The 17,861-nt window shown below is 58.3% G+C and carries 17 protein-coding genes; 5 read left to right on the plus strand and 12 right to left on the minus strand.

Annotation, left to right across the window (positions count from 1 at the left end; genetic code table 11):
* Positions 1–80: 80 nt before the first annotated feature.
* From EAV92_RS08065 to EAV92_RS08075, 3 genes are all read left to right on the plus strand, one after another.
* Complete coding sequence (locus EAV92_RS08065; protein WP_123040585.1) at positions 81–2,471, plus strand: PAS domain-containing hybrid sensor histidine kinase/response regulator; 2,391 nt, start codon at positions 81–83, stop codon at positions 2,469–2,471.
* Positions 2,472–2,563: 92 nt separating this feature from the next.
* Positions 2,564–3,268, plus strand: a complete 705-nt coding sequence (locus EAV92_RS08070) for a response regulator transcription factor (RefSeq protein WP_123043631.1) — start codon at positions 2,564–2,566, stop codon at positions 3,266–3,268.
* Positions 3,269–3,375: 107 nt separating this feature from the next.
* Positions 3,376–5,271 (plus strand): EAL domain-containing protein, encoded by a 1,896-nt coding sequence (locus EAV92_RS08075; protein WP_123040586.1) that lies wholly within the window; start codon positions 3,376–3,378, stop codon positions 5,269–5,271.
* A gap of 58 nt (positions 5,272–5,329) precedes the next feature.
* Here EAV92_RS08075 and EAV92_RS08080 read toward each other — a convergent pair whose 3' ends face one another.
* From EAV92_RS08080 to EAV92_RS08105, 6 genes are read right to left on the minus strand one after another with little or no spacing between them, the layout of a single operon-like run.
* Positions 5,330–5,809, minus strand: a complete 480-nt coding sequence (locus tag EAV92_RS08080) for a DinB family protein (protein WP_164472683.1) — start codon at positions 5,807–5,809, stop codon at positions 5,330–5,332.
* A 30-nt stretch (positions 5,810–5,839) separates the two neighbouring features.
* Positions 5,840–6,370 (minus strand): YfiT family bacillithiol transferase, encoded by a 531-nt coding sequence (locus tag EAV92_RS08085; protein WP_123040588.1) that lies wholly within the window; start codon positions 6,368–6,370, stop codon positions 5,840–5,842.
* Positions 6,371–6,384: 14 nt separating this feature from the next.
* Complete coding sequence (locus EAV92_RS08090) at positions 6,385–6,849, minus strand: GNAT family N-acetyltransferase (RefSeq protein WP_241158479.1); 465 nt, start codon at positions 6,847–6,849, stop codon at positions 6,385–6,387.
* The gene (locus tag EAV92_RS08095; protein WP_123040590.1) at positions 6,846–7,667 is read right to left on the minus strand and encodes an AAC(3) family N-acetyltransferase; all 822 of its coding nucleotides are present in this window, start codon (positions 7,665–7,667) and stop codon (positions 6,846–6,848) included. The genes EAV92_RS08090 and EAV92_RS08095 overlap by 4 nt, the downstream gene beginning before the upstream one ends.
* Complete coding sequence (hisC, locus tag EAV92_RS08100; RefSeq protein WP_123040591.1) at positions 7,664–8,749, minus strand: histidinol-phosphate transaminase; 1,086 nt, start codon at positions 8,747–8,749, stop codon at positions 7,664–7,666. Before hisC ends, EAV92_RS08095 begins: the two co-directional genes overlap by 4 nt.
* A 25-nt stretch (positions 8,750–8,774) precedes the next feature.
* A complete protein-coding gene (locus EAV92_RS08105; RefSeq protein ID WP_123040592.1) occupies positions 8,775–9,773 on the minus strand; it encodes an NAD-dependent epimerase/dehydratase family protein in 999 nt (332 codons plus the stop codon).
* A gap of 170 nt (positions 9,774–9,943) precedes the next feature.
* On the opposite strand from EAV92_RS08105, the gene EAV92_RS08110 reads away from it, so the two are divergent.
* Positions 9,944–11,500: an ABC-F family ATP-binding cassette domain-containing protein gene (locus EAV92_RS08110; protein ID WP_123043632.1), complete on the plus strand. Its 1,557-nt coding sequence runs from the start codon at positions 9,944–9,946 to the stop codon at positions 11,498–11,500.
* Positions 11,501–11,639: 139 nt separating this feature from the next.
* On the opposite strand, the gene EAV92_RS08115 is transcribed toward EAV92_RS08110, so the two are convergent.
* Positions 11,640–12,071: a DUF3052 domain-containing protein gene (locus EAV92_RS08115; RefSeq protein ID WP_123040593.1), complete on the minus strand. Its 432-nt coding sequence runs from the start codon at positions 12,069–12,071 to the stop codon at positions 11,640–11,642.
* Between the two features lie 78 nt (positions 12,072–12,149).
* On the opposite strand from EAV92_RS08115, the gene EAV92_RS08120 reads away from it, so the two are divergent.
* The gene (locus tag EAV92_RS08120) at positions 12,150–12,542 is read left to right on the plus strand and encodes a hypothetical protein (RefSeq protein ID WP_123040594.1); all 393 of its coding nucleotides are present in this window, start codon (positions 12,150–12,152) and stop codon (positions 12,540–12,542) included.
* A 112-nt stretch (positions 12,543–12,654) separates the two neighbouring features.
* Here the strand turns inward: EAV92_RS08120 and EAV92_RS08125 are convergent, their stop codons facing one another.
* From EAV92_RS08125 to EAV92_RS08145, 5 genes are read right to left on the minus strand one after another with little or no spacing between them, the layout of a single operon-like run.
* On the minus strand, positions 12,655–13,803 hold the full coding sequence (locus tag EAV92_RS08125) for a metallophosphoesterase (protein ID WP_123040595.1): 1,149 nt from the start codon (positions 13,801–13,803) through the stop codon (positions 12,655–12,657).
* A gap of 55 nt (positions 13,804–13,858) precedes the next feature.
* The gene (locus tag EAV92_RS08130) at positions 13,859–14,425 is read right to left on the minus strand and encodes an RNA polymerase sigma factor (protein WP_164472684.1); all 567 of its coding nucleotides are present in this window, start codon (positions 14,423–14,425) and stop codon (positions 13,859–13,861) included.
* Between the two features lie 23 nt (positions 14,426–14,448).
* Positions 14,449–15,621 (minus strand): ABC transporter permease, encoded by a 1,173-nt coding sequence (locus EAV92_RS08135; RefSeq protein ID WP_123040597.1) that lies wholly within the window; start codon positions 15,619–15,621, stop codon positions 14,449–14,451.
* A complete protein-coding gene (locus tag EAV92_RS08140; protein WP_123040598.1) occupies positions 15,618–16,319 on the minus strand; it encodes an ABC transporter ATP-binding protein in 702 nt (233 codons plus the stop codon). Before EAV92_RS08140 ends, EAV92_RS08135 begins: the two co-directional genes overlap by 4 nt.
* On the minus strand, positions 16,316–17,788 hold the full coding sequence (locus tag EAV92_RS08145) for an efflux RND transporter periplasmic adaptor subunit (protein WP_164472685.1): 1,473 nt from the start codon (positions 17,786–17,788) through the stop codon (positions 16,316–16,318). The genes EAV92_RS08140 and EAV92_RS08145 overlap by 4 nt, the downstream gene beginning before the upstream one ends.
* Positions 17,789–17,861 lie beyond the last annotated feature (73 nt).

Here is a 17,861-nt window from a genome sequence, read left to right on the forward strand (position 1 = left end):
ACTTGAAATATGAAAAGACTTCTTGGCTGAATATTTGCAAATTATGAGTTTTCGACATCATCTGCACCGGGAGGGAGCTCATGTTTCTGTCGCGGCTCAAAAAGCTGTTTCGCTCGTGGAAACCGGTACCGACGCCGGGCTGGAACCTCCAATTCACCGAGGAAATGAATTCGCGCCTGCTCGCGATTACCGAAACCGCCCATGACATGATCGCCACCTTCGATCTGAGAGGCAAAATCCTGTACTTGAACCGGGCGGGCTATGAGTTTCTCGGCATCCGGACGCTCGGAGAGAAAAACGGCTATTTGGAGCGTTACATGTCCGTGCCCACCACCCTTCGCCTCGTCGCCGGTCTGCGCATCGCCCAGGAGCAGGGCTATTGGCAGGATGAATCGGAGTGGATCAAGGAAGACGGAACGGTGCTCACGACGTCGCAGACGGTTGTCGCCCATCAACCGGAAGGCGCGGAGGAGCCCTATTTCTCCACGATCGTCCGGGACATCACGGAACGCAAGGAAATCGAGCGCCAACTGTGGCTCGCCAAACAGGCCGCCGACGAAGCGAACGAAGCCAAAAGCGCGTTTCTCGCGCGGATGAGCCATGAAATACGCACGCCCCTGAACGGGATTATCGGCCTGACTCACCTGCTCCAACGCACCGAACTTTCGGATATTCAGAGAGACTATTTGCGGCAAATCACGGTCTCCTCCAACGGGCTTCTCCATATCCTGAACGACTTGCTCGACTACTCCAAACTCGAAGCGGACAAGCTGTCGATCGAAACGGTGCCATTCCGGCTGGAGGAAGTATTGGAGCGGTTAAGCAGAACGTTCGCCGTGCTGCTGGGCGCGAAACCCGTCGACCTGATGCTTCGTATCGCGCCCGGCGTGCCGGATGTCCTGTACGGAGATCCTTCGCGTCTGGAACAAATCCTGCTCAACCTGGTTAACAACGCGATCAAATTCACGGACGAAGGCTTCATATCGCTTGAAATTTCGCTTGTCCATGCTTACGAGTCCGCTGCCGCTCTCCGATTCGCCGTGGCGGACTCCGGGGTCGGCATGACGCCACAGGAACAAGCCCGGCTGTTCAAACCTTTCTCCCAGGCGTCGGAAGGCGCGAACCGTTCCGGCGGTACCGGACTGGGGTTGGTCATCAGCAGCAGCCTCATCCAACGAATGGGCGGTACGCGCATTCAAGTGGACAGCGGGTTTGGCGAGGGCAGCACCTTCTCCTTCCAAATCCCTTTCGGCACGCAAGGGAACCGCTCATTCCTGGAAGACCCTCTGCCCTATGGCTTGAAAGTGTTGGTGCTCGAGGACGGTACCCGGATGAGGGACTATTGGCTGCAGACACTCGTCGAGATGGGATGTAAGGTGGAAGCCGCAGAGGACTGGGCTGCGGCCGAGCATAAGCTGAACACGGAAACTTGGGACGCATGGATCGTCGACATGGAAAACGGGGACATGCACGGCGAGGAAACTTGGGAAACGTGGAAACGGTCTGCCGACGCGAAGGGAACGGCGGTTTATTGCAGCACGACGCTGCGGGGAAGGGACATGCTCATGGCCATGGAAGAAGATCTGCGGCCTGCCGGCGTCCTCATCAAACCGACGGTTCCGATGCAAATCCGGCATGCTCTGCTTGCCCTGTGCGAACGAACCGAAGCAGCGGACTCCTCGGCTTCCCGCGAGCCGGAACGAACCTCCCTTCGGCTGAACGGGACCGTGCTGGTCGTGGAGGACAACGAAATCAGCAGAACCGTCACCGCGCGTCTGGTCGAAGAGTTCGGCCTCGTCGCCTGCGAAGCATCGAGTGGTACGCAAGCCCGGCATGTATTGGAGTCCCGCCCGGTTCAGCTCGTGCTGATGGACCTCCAGATGCCCGGCATGGACGGCTTGGAGACAACGCGAGCCATCCATGGAGAAGAGCGTTTCTCCAGCCTGCCCGTGATCGCTCTGACGGGAGAAGATATCGAGCATTGGAGGCAGCGTTGTCTGGACGCCGGCATGATCGACCTGCTTCGGAAACCGGTGTCGCCGGAGAACCTGAAAGCCGTGCTCTCCCGCTGGCTTCCGACGGCCTTGAGCGTTCCTTCCCCGTCGGACAGTCTCGCGGGATGGCCCGACACCGACGCGCTGGACATTCCGCTTGCGCTTCATCGGCTGGGCGGGAAAACCGCCCTTTATCTCCAACTGCTCGATCGGTTCCGCCAAGAGTACGCGGATCTGCCGAAGCAGCTTCGAGACTTCGCCGATTCCGACGATTCTTCCGTGCCTCAGCGCCTTCTCCACTCGTTCCGCGGCGCGGCCGCGCATTTGGGCGCCATTCCGGTCGCCCGGGAAGCCTTGCTGCTCGAAGAGGCGTTCCGCAAGAGCCAGCCGACGGAAGAAGCATTAGGCACGTTAGATGCGCGTTTAAACGCTTTGATCGACACGATCGATTCCATTCTTAGACAAAAAAGAGGTTAGACGTACGCCAAACGACAAGATATAATGAATTTGCCGGAAATTTGTTAGTAAAGTATGAGTTTCCTAAACAACTATCGAAGTTGGTGATGATCTTGACGAGAATCCTCGTAATCGAAGATGACCCCATCATCGGCGAGATGCTCACCCTGTATTTAAACGAAGAACAATTTACGGTTCAGCGCGTAGAAACCGCCCGGGACGGATTTCAGGCGCTGTTTTCTTTTGCGCCCGACGTGATTTTGCTCGATCTCATCCTGCCGGACGCACAAGGACCTGAGCTGTGCGCGGAATTCCGCCGCCAGACGGACCTTCCGCTGATCGTCATCTCGATGAAAACCGCCGTGGCGGACCGGATCCAAGCGATCAGCGCGGGCGCCGACGATTACTTGGTCAAGCCTTTCAGCATGCAGGAGCTCAAAGTGCGCATCGGTGCCGTGCTTCGGCGTTCGCAAGCCGCCTCCGCTCCCCGCCGTCTTCAGGAGGCCGAGACGTCCGCCGGGCAAGCCGAATCCACCGGCATCACGTTAGATCTTGAACGGAGAACGCTGCTGAGGGATGGCAAATCCGTCGAAACGACGTTTTCGGAATACGAAATCATGAAACTGTTCGTCGAACATCCCGGCAAAGTTTATACCCGTGAAGAGCTCATCAACGCGGTGCGCGGCATCGACTCTTTCGTGAACGACCGGGCCATCGACGTCCATGTGACGAACTTAAGGCGCAAGCTGGAGGACAATCCCAAGCAGCCGCAATATATCAAAACCGTCTGGGGCGTCGGGTACAAATTCGTCCGCTGAATTTTCCAAATCCTACATAACGTTTAACATCTCTCCGCAAACTTTCTAAATTTTTGTGATGTAAACTGTCACATGACTGTCCGACGTGGAGGGATTGCCGAAACATCATGATCCACATGACGAGTTTATTGCAAAATATCGCCACGGTGATCGTTATCATCATGCTGGCGAATCGACTCTATCCTTATCTGCTTCATTGGAATAAACCCGGCCAATGTCTCGTGATCGGGGCTCTATTCGGCGCGGCCGGGCTCGTATCGATGAATATGCCGATTCACGTCGATTCCGGCATAACCGTCGACTTGAAAGCCGTGCTCGCCGGGATGTCCGGCTTGCTCGGAGGTCCGCTCTCTGCCGCGGTTTCTTTCGTCGTGATCGGCGGCTACCGTTATCATCTGGGCGGCATGGGAATGGCACCGGGCATTCTCTGCATCGGCGCCGCAGCTCTCGCCGGTTCGGCGTTGAACCTCGTATTCCGCCGGAAACGCCTGCGCCTGCGCCGGATTTGGTGGCTGCCGGTTTGTTTCGGCTTGTTCATTGCGCTCATCCAGCTCGCGGCAACGATGTGGTTCCCTCCCGATATCCGGAACGGATTGCTGCGGGATTTCACGCTGCCTTTGCTCACGCTATACCCTTTGTCCTCCGTCATCTTCCATTATTTCGTCACGGTGGAATGGGTCAGTTATCACGATACCCAATACGACCGAGTGACCCTGCTGCCCCGTTACGAGCGCCTGCAGGGCAAGTGGCAGCGGATGATCGACCGGAAGCAGCCTTTTTCCCTCGTGATCTTGAACGTGGAAAAACTTCGGGCCGTCAATGATATCCACGGTGTCGAAGGCGGCAACGCACTGCTGCGGGAATGCGCGGGAAGATTGGGCGCCGGCCTGCCGAAGGACGGTTTGATCAGCCGGTTTAACGGCCAGGACTTCGCCGTCTCTCTTCCCGGTTACGACATGCTCCAGTCTCTGATCTGGATCGTCGACATGAAAAAGAAGTTGTCCGTTCCCTATCTCATTGAGGGAAGTCCCTATCACGTCACTTTCAGCACGGGATTGGCCGTATACGAAGGAGACGCGGAGACGCTGCAGAATCTGTTCATGCAGGCGGAAACGGCGCTTCGGCACGCGAGAGAAAGCGGCTCGAACCAGACGGTGCCTTACGAAAGCCGTTTGACGGAGCAAATCCGTTACCGCACCAGCCTGGAGAAGGATTTGCAATTCGCGCTGGACCGAAATCAATTCCATCTGAGCTACCAGCCTCAATTCGAGTTGGAAACGGGGAAACTTCGCGGTTTCGAGGCGCTGATTCGTTGGAACCATCCGGAATGGGGCGCCATCTCGCCGGCCGAGTTCATTCCGCTCGCGGAACAAACCCGTCTGATCATCCCGATCGGACAGTGGGTGCTCGAGACCGCTTGCGAAATGGCCATGAAACTGAAGCTGAACGAAGCGGGCGCCACGATGGCCGTCAATGTTTCCGCCGTTCAATTGCTGGAGCCCGATTTTCCGGATCGGGTAGCGGTCGTGCTTCGGGAAAGCGGATTGCAAGGCCGTTTGTTGGAGCTGGAGCTCACCGAAACGACGATGGTGCAATCGTTCGAGAAAGCCGCCGATCAGCTCATGCGTTTGAAGGAGTGCGGGGTTCGCCTTGCGCTCGACGACTTCGGAGTCGGTTACTCCTCTCTCAGTTATCTGAGGAGGCTTCCCTTCGATCTGATCAAGATCGACCGCAGCTTTATCGAGGACATCGGCCGGAGCCAGGACGACCGGATGACCAAATCCATCATAGACTGGGTCCGGGAGCTGCGGTACGGCATCGTCGCCGAAGGCTTGGAGTCTTACGATCAACTCTATTGGCTGAAGCAGTGGAAGTGCGACATTGCTCAGGGATTCCTGTTCAGCCGGCCGATGCCGGAGGAGGAACTGCTTCGTTACCTGAGGCAGCTGATGCCCTTCCCCTTCGCGGTTCCGTCACCTGAAGTCGACGGACTACCCTCCTAATGGAAAAGAAGCCTCTCCGGAATTCGTTCCGGAGAGGCTTCTTCAGTTGCGTTACGGATCAAAGTGCCGTCCCTAGAGCGCTTTCGATCTGTTTGCGATGATGCTCGTCATGCTCGGCGAAATCCAGCAGGTAGGCGGTCACCGAGAAAGGCCGTCCGTCGGCATCTTGGTGTTCGCGGTCGTATTCGCTTTCCGGAATGCCGCGGATGGCGTTCAACAATCGCTCCCGCGTCGCAGCCGCCTGCTCGGTCACGTGTTTCCAATCAAGCTTGCGGCACTCGTTTTTGGCGTTTTCATTGAAGGCATTGAAATCCAAATGGTGATAGGTCAGGGGCTGACCTTGGCTTAGCGGCAGGACGGCGTGCCGCTCGAAAAATTCGTCCCATTTCCACATGTGCGCAATAACGTCCCTCACCGACCATTTGCCTTCTCCCAGCCGCTTGAGCTGTTGCTCCTCGGTCAGATTCGCCAAGGAACGGACGAACGGAACGTAGTCTTCGAACAATTGCCGATTGCGGATCGCATCATGATTCGTCAAGCGCTGTTCCTCCCCCATTCGGTTGACGTTTTACCAGCCCATCCGCTCTCTCAGAGCGGTGATATGCGCCACGTGGTGGCGGCCATGCCAAGCGTAAATGCCCAGCGTCCGGTCCAGCCGGGATACGCTGTTATTGGCCGGGTGGAAGAACGTTTTCGCGAAATCGGCCTCATTCATCGACCGGAGCAGCATCGCCCAGCGGACGTGCAGCCCGCGGAGCTGCGCCACCGCGAGATCGACCGGCGCGTCGCGCGTATCGGCAAGCTGTGCCCAGGCGTTTTCGTCGTAAGGTTTGATCGTCGGTTCCGGCTCCGTAAGCGCAAGCTTAAACCGGATCATGCTGTTCATGTGGCTGTCCACGATGTGGTGCGCCACTTGGCGAACGGTCCAGCCGCCATCCCGATAAGGAGTGTCGAGCTGCTCGTCGCTCAGCCCTTGCAAGGCGGCCGCCAGCTGTTCCGGCGCTTGCTCGATGTCCCGGATCCAGGCCTCGCGCTGTTCAGGGGTGATGTCGCCTGCTTGGGCGAATTTGCCGATCGGATATCTCGAATCTTCGGTCATGTTCGTCTCTCCTCTTATACGGATGCCGTTCTCAAATCGTAGTGATAAAATTCGGTGTCCTTTACGAAACCGAAAGACTCATAAAGCTTCTGCGCGGTTACGTTGTCAACGGCAGTGGACAGGCTCAATCCTTTGGCTCCCGTCTCTTCAGCCAGCTTTTTCGCGGCTTTCAACAGCAGCCGTCCCGCCCCTTGGCCCCTGGCTTCCTCGCTCACGAACAAGTCGTTCAGAATCCAACTATGGCGGATCGATATCGAAGAAAAAGTCGGATAAAGCTGCATGAAACCGACGGCTTGGCCCGTCTCCTCATCGACCGCTAAATAGATAGCCGATTCTTGCCGCTGCAGCCGTTCGGACAGAAAACCGCGCGCAGCGGCTTGGTCGGACGGCTGTCCGTAAAATTGGCGGTATCGATCGAACAACGGCACCGCTTGATCCAATTCATTCAAAGTGACGCGCAGTACGGTTAAAGATATCACAATGAGTCCATCCTTCCTTCCCGGTCCAGCCAGGCTGCGGCGAAATCGACGGCGTCGCGTTGGCGGAACAGCCGGCATTCGGCCACGCCGACGGCGCCCGTAACGACGGGGCGATCCGCTTCGAACGCGCGGCCGATTTCCTCGAAAAGCTCCGTTTGAAACTGAATTTCTTGAAACGCCTTCCATACCCGCTGGCCGTTCTCGAGGATCGGTGCGTATTCGGTTCGCTGCGTTCGTCTGACCGCCCGATTTTCCGCCAGGTGCAGCGACGTGTTGGAGTCGTGCCCGACGCCGATTAACAGGACCGAGCCGTCAAGCTCATAGATACGGGCCAGCGGCGACCTTTCTCCAAGCCCGAAATCGAGTCCGTGCGCGTCGGTAACCTGATGTGCGAGTTTTCCCCAGGCGGCGAACGAAAGCGCGGGATGGCTGCTGCGGATGACGCCCGGGAAAGTGCGGAACGCTTCCACGATCCGGCCCATTCCCCTCGTCGGCGCGACGGCCGGATCGAACGCCGGCATCGTGGCGCGAATCGTGTCCCACCAGGCTTCAGGCACCGGCGGATTCTGCCACTTCGCCGGATCGGAGTATTCGCCCGAATGCGTGGGCATTACCAGGGTGCCGTCCTCGGTCACCGCTTCCATCAGCGCCTGCACGACCGCGACCGGCCCTCCGTTCACCCAACCAATGGCGCTGAGCGAAGAATGGACGAGCAGCGTCATGCCGGGTCGGATGCCCAGACGGCGGAAATCTTCTACCAGCGAATCGACCGTCACCACGAACGGCGTCCGTTCGATCGCTTTCCATTCGTTATTCATGCTTCCGCGGATCCCCCATCCTGCCGAAGCACATCCTCCAGCGTCCGCAAAAACGTATCCATCTCGGCATCGGTACCGATGCTGATGCGGATGAAGTTGTCGATTCGGGGCTGATTGAAATAACGGACGAGCACTCCTCTTTGTTTCAACCCTTGGAAGATTCCGGCGGCCGGATGGTCCGGATGCTCCGCGAACAGGAAGTTCGCGGACGAATCGATGACCCGGAAACCGAGCTGCTTCAAGCCGGCGTCCGTCCGCTCCCTCGTCGCGATCACTTTGCGCGTCGTTTCCTCGAAATAGGCTCTGTCGTCGAAAGCCGCGGCCGCGCCGGCAAGCGCGAGGCGGTCGATCGTGTAAGAGTTGAACGAGTTTTTGACCCGGTTCAAGCCCTCGATCAGGTCCGGGTGGCCTATCGCGACGCCGACCCGAAGTCCGGCGAGCGACCGCGACTTCGACAGCGTGTGGACGACCAGCAGGTTCGGGAACTCCGCCACGAGCTCCACCCCCGATTTTCCGCCGAAATCGATATAAGCCTCGTCCAGAATCATCACGGAATCCGAGTTCCAATCGAGGACGCCCCGGAAGCGCTCCGTCTCGATGTAACGGGCGGTCGGCGCGTTCGGGTTCGGCAGGACGATGCCGCCGTTCGGTTCGTCGAACGCGTCCAGCGGCACCCGGAACTCTTCGTCCAAAGGGACGGTTTTGTAAGGAATGCCGTACAGCGCCGCGTACACCTTGTAGAAGCTGTATGTAATGTCGGGGAACAAAATCGGCCGGTTCGACGGCGAGAAGAAAGCGGCGAACGCGAAAGCCAAAATCTCGTCGGACCCGTTGCCGATGAACACCTGGTTCGGCTGTACGCCATAATAGGCGGCAGCTTTCTCCGCAAGCGCGCTGCAAGTGGGATCCGGATATAAACGTAAATCGCCGTTAGCGGCATCCTTGATCGCATTAAGCACAAGCGGGGATGGCGGATAAGGGTTTTCGTTCGTGTTCAGTTTGACGTAAGTTTGGTCCTTCGGCTGTTCTCCCGGCACATAAGGAATCAGCGAAGCGGCCAAGGGGCTCCAAAATTTGCTCAAGACGTAAACTTCCTCTCTGCGTGATCTATTCCAGCCACTCGGCCAGCAGCGAAGCTTCTCGCTCCGGGGACATGCCCGCTTTGCGCTCCGCCGTATCCGGCCGCGATTCGTCCCAAGCGGCGGTGTCGCGGATCGTTTCCTCCAGCGGACGGAAAGTCAGGCCGTCGCCGATCGCTTTGCGGTTATCCGCGGCCATCAAGCCGGCGACTTCGGCCGTATCGCCGACGCCCGGGAGCCAGAGGGGCATTTCGATCCACGGTCCCACTCCCCGTTCCAGTAAAAACGGAGTGTCCGCCCATACGAGACCGGCTTGCGGGTTCAGCGCCGTTCTGCAGGCTTCAAGCAGCTCTTCCATCGAGAGGATGCCTTCCGGACCGGCCGCATTGTAGATCCCGGCCTGGCGTGCCTCGGCCAACCGGACGATCCAATCCGCCAAATCGCGGACGTCGAGGATTTGAATCCGCGCATCCCGAGGTCCGGGCGCAAGCACCTGTCCTCCCCTCTTGATCCGGGACGGCCAGTACGTGAAGCGGTCCGTCGTGTCCCGAGGACCGACGATCAAGCCGGGACGAACGATCAGCGCCCGATCCGGGAACGCGGTCAGAATTTCCTTCTCGCTTAAGGCTTTCAAAGCGCCATAATGCTTAGCGACTTCTTCCGAGCCAGGCTCCGTCAGCTCGAGCAGCGGGCTCTCTTCGTTAACGCCGGAACGGTCAAGGCCGGCGTAGGCGGAAATGCTCGAGACGAACGTATAATGGCCGGCGTTCCCGGCAAGCAGCTCTGCCGATTGCCGAACGATTCGCGGCACGTAACCGGACGTGTCGATGACGGCGTCCCATTGCCGTCCTTGCAGCGCGGACAGGCGTCCGTCCCGGTCACCGACCAGCCGCTCCACGCATTCCGGCAATTCGGCCGTGTCCGTCTGGCCCCGCGAGAATATCGTCACTTCGTGTCCGGCCCGGACGGCCGACATCACGAGATGATAGCCGAGAAACCGCGTGCCTCCGAGGATCAGGATTTTCAAACGGCGTCACCTCTCCCTTGGTTGGTCGTTTCCATGATTATACTCCTCCCGGGTCCCAGCGGAAAAGACCGCAGGACAATTCCCTTTTTCGAGGTCCCGTTCTATAATGGAGAATGTTGCGTTTCAATGACGAAACCGGCCATTATCCTCTCTACAAAAGGTGCAAAAACATGAGCATATTAACCGTTAAAAACTTAAGCCACGGATTCGGAGACCGGGCGATCTTCCATGACGTCTCCTTCCGCCTGCTCAAAGGCGAGCACGTCGGCCTGATCGGCGCCAACGGCGAAGGCAAATCGACGTTTATGAGCATCATCACGGGCACGTTGGAACCGGACGCGGGTTCGATCGAATGGGCCCGGAAAGTCCGTGTCGGCTATCTCGACCAGCACTCCGTGCTGGCCAAAGGAATGACGATCCGCGACGTACTGAAGAGCGCCTTCCGTTATCTGACCGACCTTGAGGAAGAAATGAACAAAATGTACGAACGCATGGGCGACGTGACGCCGGAAGAGCTGGAGCAGCTGCTGGAGGAAGTCGGATCGATCCAGGATACGCTGAACAGCAACGATTTCTATCTGATCGACGCCAAGGTCGAGGAAATCGCGCGCGGACTCGGCCTGGGCGACATCGGACTCGAGCGGGACGTCAACGATCTGAGCGGCGGTCAGCGCACGAAGGTTCTGCTGGCCAAGCTGCTGTTGGAGAAGCCGGACATCCTGCTGCTCGACGAGCCGACCAACTACCTGGACGAGCAGCATATCGAGTGGTTGAAGCGTTACTTGCAGGAATACGAAAATGCGTTCATTCTCGTCTCCCACGACATCCCGTTCCTGAATAGCGTCGTCAATTTGATCTACCACGTGGAAAATCAGGAGCTGAACCGCTACGTCGGGGATTACGACACGTTCGTGCAGCAGCACGAGGCGAAGAAGCAGCAGCTCGAATCCGCCTATAAGCGCCAGCAGCAGGAAATCGCGGAGCTGAAGGATTTCGTCGCGCGCAACAAGGCCCGCGTATCCACGCGCAACATGGCGATGTCCCGCCAGAAGAAGCTGGACAATATGGAAGTGATCGAACTCGCGAAGGAAAAGCCGAAACCGGAATTCCGCTTCAAGGAAGCACGGACTTCGGGCCGGCTGATCTTCGAAACGAAGCAGCTCGTGATCGGATACGACGAGCCGTTGTCCCGCCCGCTCGATCTCCTGATGGAACGCGGCCAGAAAATCGCGCTCGTCGGCGCGAACGGCATCGGCAAAACGACGCTGCTGCGCAGCATTCTCGGGGAAATCGCCCCCCTCTCGGGCACGGTCACGCGCGGAGAGAACCAGTTCCTCGGCTATTTCGAGCAGGAAGTCAAAGGCGGAGCGGACGAGACTTGCATCGAGGCCGTATGGAAGGACTTTCCTTCTCTCTCCCAATTCGAGGTACGCGCGGCGCTCGCCAAATGCGGGCTGACGACGAAGCACATCGAGAGCAAAATATCGGTGCTGAGCGGCGGCGAGAAAGCCAAGGTCCGGCTGTGCAAGCTGATCAACCGCGAAACGAACCTGCTCGTGCTCGACGAGCCGACCAACCACCTCGACGTCGACGCCAAAGACGAATTGATGCGGGCGTTGAAGCAATATAAGGGCAGCATTCTGTTGATCAGCCATGAGCCCGAATTTTATCGGGAAGTCGCGACGGACGTCTGGAACTGCGAGTCCTGGACGACGAAAGTGTTTTAATGCAAGTAAAAACGACTTCGTCGTCCACTGGGGCAGAGAATCTCGTTTTTATCGAGGTCATTCAGAAATGCATAGGTGTGAAACTTATAATTCTGAATGACTGAAAAACAGTCTCCCTCCACGTGAGAGAGACTGTTTTTCATTTTCCTCGCAACGCCACGGGAATGACCAGCTTTAACCCGGACCAGACCGTATCCACCGCGCACACTTTCACGTCGACCAGCCGTTGTTCGAGCGCGAACGATCGGATCGCGTCTTCGGTCACGTCCGTCGGCACCTTGGACGCCTTCTTCGGCCAGGACACCCAGATCATGCCGCTCGGCCGGATTCTCTCCCGGTAAATCGGAATCCAGTTCTCGCATTCCTGCCGGGAACGCACGAACAGATGGACGAGATCGAGCTCCCCCTCACCTTCCGCAGCCCGGACGATTCCTTCCGGCAATTCGCCCAGCGTTTCCCAATACGCATCCGGCGCATGAACGACGCAAACCCGTTGTCCCGCTTGATATCCCAGCTTCTTCACGAGCGGAGTTCCCGAATAACCGGCATTGCCGGATGAAAGATTTACCATGCCGTTTTCCCTTCCCCTTTCTACGAATAACGTTTAGGATGGTTATCGAACGACCGTTTGAAGATGGGAGATTCAGAGATGAAACTGGAACAGCACGAACTGACCCGTACCGTCAAAGGCAAGATCATGGAAGCCGAGCGAAAGTTCGGCAAGCTGTGCGATGAGCTGCTTCTGAAATACGGTCCGATCGCCGCCGAGAAGCAATTGGACGTCGAAATCGCGCTGCACCGCACCGGCCACGACTCGTTCACGCCCTATTACCGCTCAGGAATTACGATGGACGTATCGCGGAAAGGCGGTAAATCCGACACGCACCGCGTCGTGATTTGGGAGTGCCAACGGGAGTTCCTCGGGATTCCGACGAAACGGAATCTTCCGGGAAGCAAAGTCATCGGCGAATACATGGATGAACCCTACGAACAAGTCGCGCAGGAACTGATTAAACGGCTGGAATCTTATTTAAAAGACTAATTCCTTACTTCCCATTCGCGGAAAGCTTATCGGAATCCTTCTTATCCCTACTTAAAAAACCAGCCCGATGTCGGCAGCAATGCCGCACATCGGGCTGGTTTTTCTTATCGGATCAAGCTTGGAACGTCATGTCGATCTGCAAAATCTCGGAACGGCTTGCGATCCGGATCGGCGGCCCCCAAGACCCGAAGCCCGAGGAGACGGCGACGTGCATCGCCGCTTTCCTCATATAGCCCCAATCGAGCTCGAACAACCGCTTCGTGACGAGATGGTTGGGCGCGAACTGCCCCCTGTGCGTATGCCCGCAGAGCAGCAGATCCACTCCCGCATCCGCCGCCAAGCCGAATTGCCTCGGCTGGTGATCCATCAGAATGATCGGCTTGCCGCGGTCGATCCCCTCCAGCAGCTCGGCCACGCTGAGCCTTCCGCCGGGCTCCATCGACTCCGCCGTGTGGTCCTTCCGCCCCGCCACGATAACGGAGCCGTCCACCGCCTCCACCACTTCGTCCCTCAGGACGGGAATGCCGATCTCCTTCATGCGGCTGACGTACTCCTCGACATGCCCGCCGTAGTACTCGTGGTTGCCGAGCACGGCATAGACGCCGAACTTGGCTTTTAACAGCTGCAGGATATCGCTCAACCGATTTCGAACGAAAGGCTCGATGCTGTCGTCGATCACGTCTCCCGGCAGGAGGATCAAGTCCGGCTGCAACGCGTTGACCCGGCTGACCAGCCTGCGCAAGTGCCGCTTCCCGACGATGTTGCCGAGATGGATGTCCGACGCCACGACGATTCGAAGACGCGTCATGCCCTTAACCTGTTTGTCCACTTGTACCGGGTAAGACCGGATGACCGGGCTCCAGGCGTTCCGGGAGCCCCAAACGAGGATCAGCGCGATGATGCCGATGACGATCCATCCCGCGATTAGCGGATAATGGTCGGGCTTCGCACCGGTGAGCCGCAGTAACCAGCCGGCCAGATCCGCGACAAGGAGCAGCAGCAAAGCGTATTCCATCACCGCGAAATAGTAGGAACCGATCACCTTCAGCATTCGGGCGGCCGGCTTCAAGGGATTCGGAAGCGGGATTCTGCCGATCAGATAGGCGAAGGCAATGATCCCGAAGACGATCCAGTAGAGCGCAGCCGGCAACGAAGGCGCGAGTTCGACCGCGAACAGCCATCCTTGCCAACCGATGTATGCGTTAATCAGCAAATAGACCAACAAGAAAAACGAAATACCGAACACCATGCGTCCCTTCATTTTCGTGCGTCTCCCTCTGCCCGTGTCTAAGCAAACTGAGAAAAGTATATCACAGTCACAGACAAGGCGGGAGGTCGCGCATAATCGCCTTGGACCAGCTTTCGACGTCGAGCGGGATGACTTTGGCGCCATCCGTCCGGCGAAGCGATTCCGCGTCCTGTTCCCGCAGCATGCTTCGCGTGCGGAATAGCACGGACTTCACGGCCGGAACCGTCGAATGCATCGTTTCGGCGATTTCCTGCATCGTGTAGCCGAAATAATCGGACAGCAGCAGCATTTCGATGTTCCTTGCGGGCAATCGTTCGCCGACCCACTCGATCAAGCTGCGCACTTCCGCGTAATTGGCGTCGTACCAGCAGGAAGCCAAACCCTTCAAAGGCAGTCTCCGCTGCCTCTGAAGGGAACGGCACCCGTCGATCCACAGGTTCCTCGCCACGCGGATCAGGAAAGGCTTCACGTCTTGGTACGCTTCCTTGTTCCGAAAATAAACCATCGATTTCAAGATCGCTTCCTGGCAAAGATCCTCCCCGTCCCACTTGGATTTGGTGAGGAAGAAGCAATATTTCCGCAAATCGTCCAGGTGAGGTTCCACCAACGATTCATAAATTGAAGTCACGCTCACCTGCGGCACGTCCTTTCTCGGTTTTATTCGAAACGCAGCGCATCGATCGGCTTCAGCTTCGCGGCTTTGTTCGCCGGGAACATGCCGAAAATGACGCCGATCAGAACGGAGAAGACGAAGGCGACCAGGATGATTTGGACCGAGAATTCCACCTGCATTTTCAGCATCGTGGACGCCAACCTGGCCGCGCCGATCCCGATGCCGATGCCGAGTACGCCGCCGAGTCCGCTAAGCGCCATCGATTCGATCAGGAACTGGGTCAGGATATCGCGACGTTTCGCGCCGATCGCTTTGCGGATGCCGATTTCCCTCGTCCGTTCCGTCACCGAGACGAGCATGATGTTCATGATGCCGATGCCGCCGACGAGCAGCGAAATGCCGGCGATTCCGCCAAGAGCGAGCGTCAGCGTGCCCGTAACCGAGTCGAGCGTGGACAAGATGTCGCTTTGGTTAAACACGCGGTAGCTGTCCGTGTTGCCCCGGAACTTCTTGCTCAGCGCGGCTTCCAGTTGCGAGACGACGGAGTCGATTTGGTCGTGCTGCTGCACCTGGACGTAAACCGTGCGGACGCCTTTTTGCTTGAACAGCCGCTCCGCCGAGCTTTCCGGGATCATGACGACCTCGTCGCTCGATCCGTTCGTCGTGCTGCCCTTGGAAGCGAGAACGCCGACGACCTTATACCGGGCCCCGTTGATCTGAACGTATTGGCCGATCGGATTGCCGGAGCCGAACAGGTCGGAAGCCGTCTGCGAACCGAGCACGGCGACCTTCTGGTAGAAGTCCAAATCGATCTGGGACAGGAATCGTCCGGTCGCGACCTTGTACTCGCGCACGTCGGCGTATTCGGAATTCGTGCCGACGACGCTGACGCTGACGCTTTCCGTGCCGTTTTTGACCGAGGCGTTGGACGTGCTGGCCGGCGCAAGATACTGAATGCCCGAGATGTCGCCCAATTGGTCGGCCTCTTTGGCCGTCAGCGTACTGGTCGTGCCGCGGCCCAGAATGTTGACCGTAAGCAGGTTCGTGCCGAGGCTCTGCACTTGTTCGGTGACCGACTTCGTGGCGCCCTGCCCGAGGGAGACGAGCGCGATGACCGCGGTGACCCCGATGATGATGCCGAGCATCGTGAGCAGCGACCTGAGCTTGTTCGCCATGATGCTTTTGAACGCCATTTTGATCCCTTGCGCGAAATTCATGCCGTCCGACCTTCTTCCTCGCTGAGCCGGCCGTCCTGGATGCGGACGACGCGTTTCGCCTGCTTGGAAATTTCAAGATCGTGCGTGATCAAAACGATCGTATGTCCCGCTTCGTTCAGCTCGCGGATGAGGCCCATCACTTCTTTGCCGGTCTTCGTATCGAGCGCGCCGGTCGGTTCGTCGGCGAGCAGCATCGGCGGATTTCCGGCAAGCGCTCTGGCGATCGCGACCCGTTGCTGCTGGCCGCCGGACAATTCGACCGGACGATGGTTGACCCTATCTTCCAGCCCGACCTTGCGCAGCGCTTCCATCACCTGTTCCCGCCGCTGCTTGGGAGGAACGCCCCGGTAAATGAGCGGCAGTTCGACGTTTTCGTAAGCGGTGAGCTTGGAGAGCAGGTTGAACCCTTGGAAAATGAAGCCGATCTTGCGGTTGCGGATTTCCGCCAGCTTGTTCTCCCGCAGCCGGCTGACCTCTTCCCCGTCCAGCCAATAGCTGCCGGACGATGCCGTATCGAGGCAGCCCACGACGTTCATGAGCGTGGACTTGCCCGAGCCCGACGGCCCGATGATCGCGACGAAATCGCCGTGGCGGACGGTGAGGGAGACTTCGTCCAGCGCGTGGACCGTCTCTCCCCCCATTTTATATTGCTTGGATAAAGACTCGATGCGGATGAGCGGAAGCTCGGCGTTCGTCATCCCCCGCCGCCTCCTTGCGTGCGGGTCGTCCGGTTGCCGCCGTTGCCGCTTCTCTGGAATCCTCCGCTACCCGTGAAGCCGCCCCCGCCGCCGAAACCTCCGGCTCCGCCGATGCCAAGTCCCGGAATGCCGACGGCGCCGTTGCGGTTCTGCGTGCTCGTGCTGCTGCCCGCGGTTGTGGGAACGACGACGGCTTCGCCTTCCGTCAGGCCGGATACGACCTCGATGTAATCTTCGTTATGGATGCCGACTTCGATGGAGACGCGCCTTACTCCGCTCTGCGCGGTGCCGGCGCCAAATTGGCGATTCTGGCGGAACGTGCCGGATTGTCCGGTGCCTTGTCCTGCGGCGCCAGAGTAATTACCGCGACCCTGGAAGTTGCCGGACGACTGGGTTCCGGTGCCTCCTTGCGCGTTGCCCGTTTGTCCGCTGCGGGATGCTGCTCCCTCGGCGGCACCCGTCTGTCCTTGACGCCGGAATCCCGATCCTGCAGCGTTGCCGCCGGTCGAGACCGTCGCCGTGCTGTCCGGCACCATGACGAAATACCGTCCGCCGAATGACTGCACCGCCTCGATCGGCAAATACAGCGCGTTCTCTTTCGATTGCGTCAAGATGCTGGCCTCCGCCGACATGCCCGCCTTCAGACTGCCGACGTCATCCAGCGATACGGTCACGTCGAACGTGGATACTCCGTTGCTCGCCGTCCCTTCCTGGGCGATCGACGTCACTTTGCCGGTGAACGTCTGATCGGGAACGGCCTCCACCAGCACATCCGCCTTCTGGTTCAGTTTTACTTTGTCGATGTCCAATTCGTCTACGCCGACGACCATTTGCAAGTGGTCATAGTCCACGACCTCGCCCAGGGAGGAAGAACCGGAGCTTCCCCCTTGCCCGCCGATCGTGTCGCCGACCTTGATGTTAAATGTGGCGAGCGTTCCGTCGATCGGCGCGGTGATCGGATCAAGACTATCCGACTCATCCTCTTGCAGCGTCTTGATGTCTTCTTTCGTCGTCTCGATGTCGAGCTGCTGCTTTTGGATGCTGATCAGTAGCTGCGCTCGTTGGTCATCGTCGGAAGCTTCCTTGTACTGCGTTTGCATCGTTTCCAGATCGAGTTCTTTCTTCTTGACGTCGAGCTGCTTGCTTCGGATCTGGGTTTCCGTGTTCGATGAGTTGTCGCTTTGCTCGAACGTGGCGAGCACCTGGCCTTTTTTGACCTTGTCCCCTGCCTTGGCCTTGACGGCCGCGATCTTTCCGGAAGAAGAGGCGGACAGCGTTTCGCGGTTCGCGGTTTCGATGTTGCCCGTCCCGCTGATCTTCACTTCCAGATTGCCTTTGCGGACTTGGGTCGTCTGCAAGGCGGCTTGCAGGGGTTTTGTTTCCTTGCCCGACCACCAACGGTACCCGCCGAACGCGCCGGCCAGCACGATCGCCGCCGTGCCGATCGTCCACCATTTGTTCCATCTCATTCGCACGTGCTCCTCCTCCAACCACCAAAAGGCTTGTTCATCGGCCATTATGAAAGGCGAACCTTAGTTTCAG

The organism is Cohnella candidum (assembly GCF_003713065.1).
Lineage (GTDB): Bacteria > Bacillota > Bacilli > Paenibacillales > Paenibacillaceae > Cohnella > Cohnella candidum.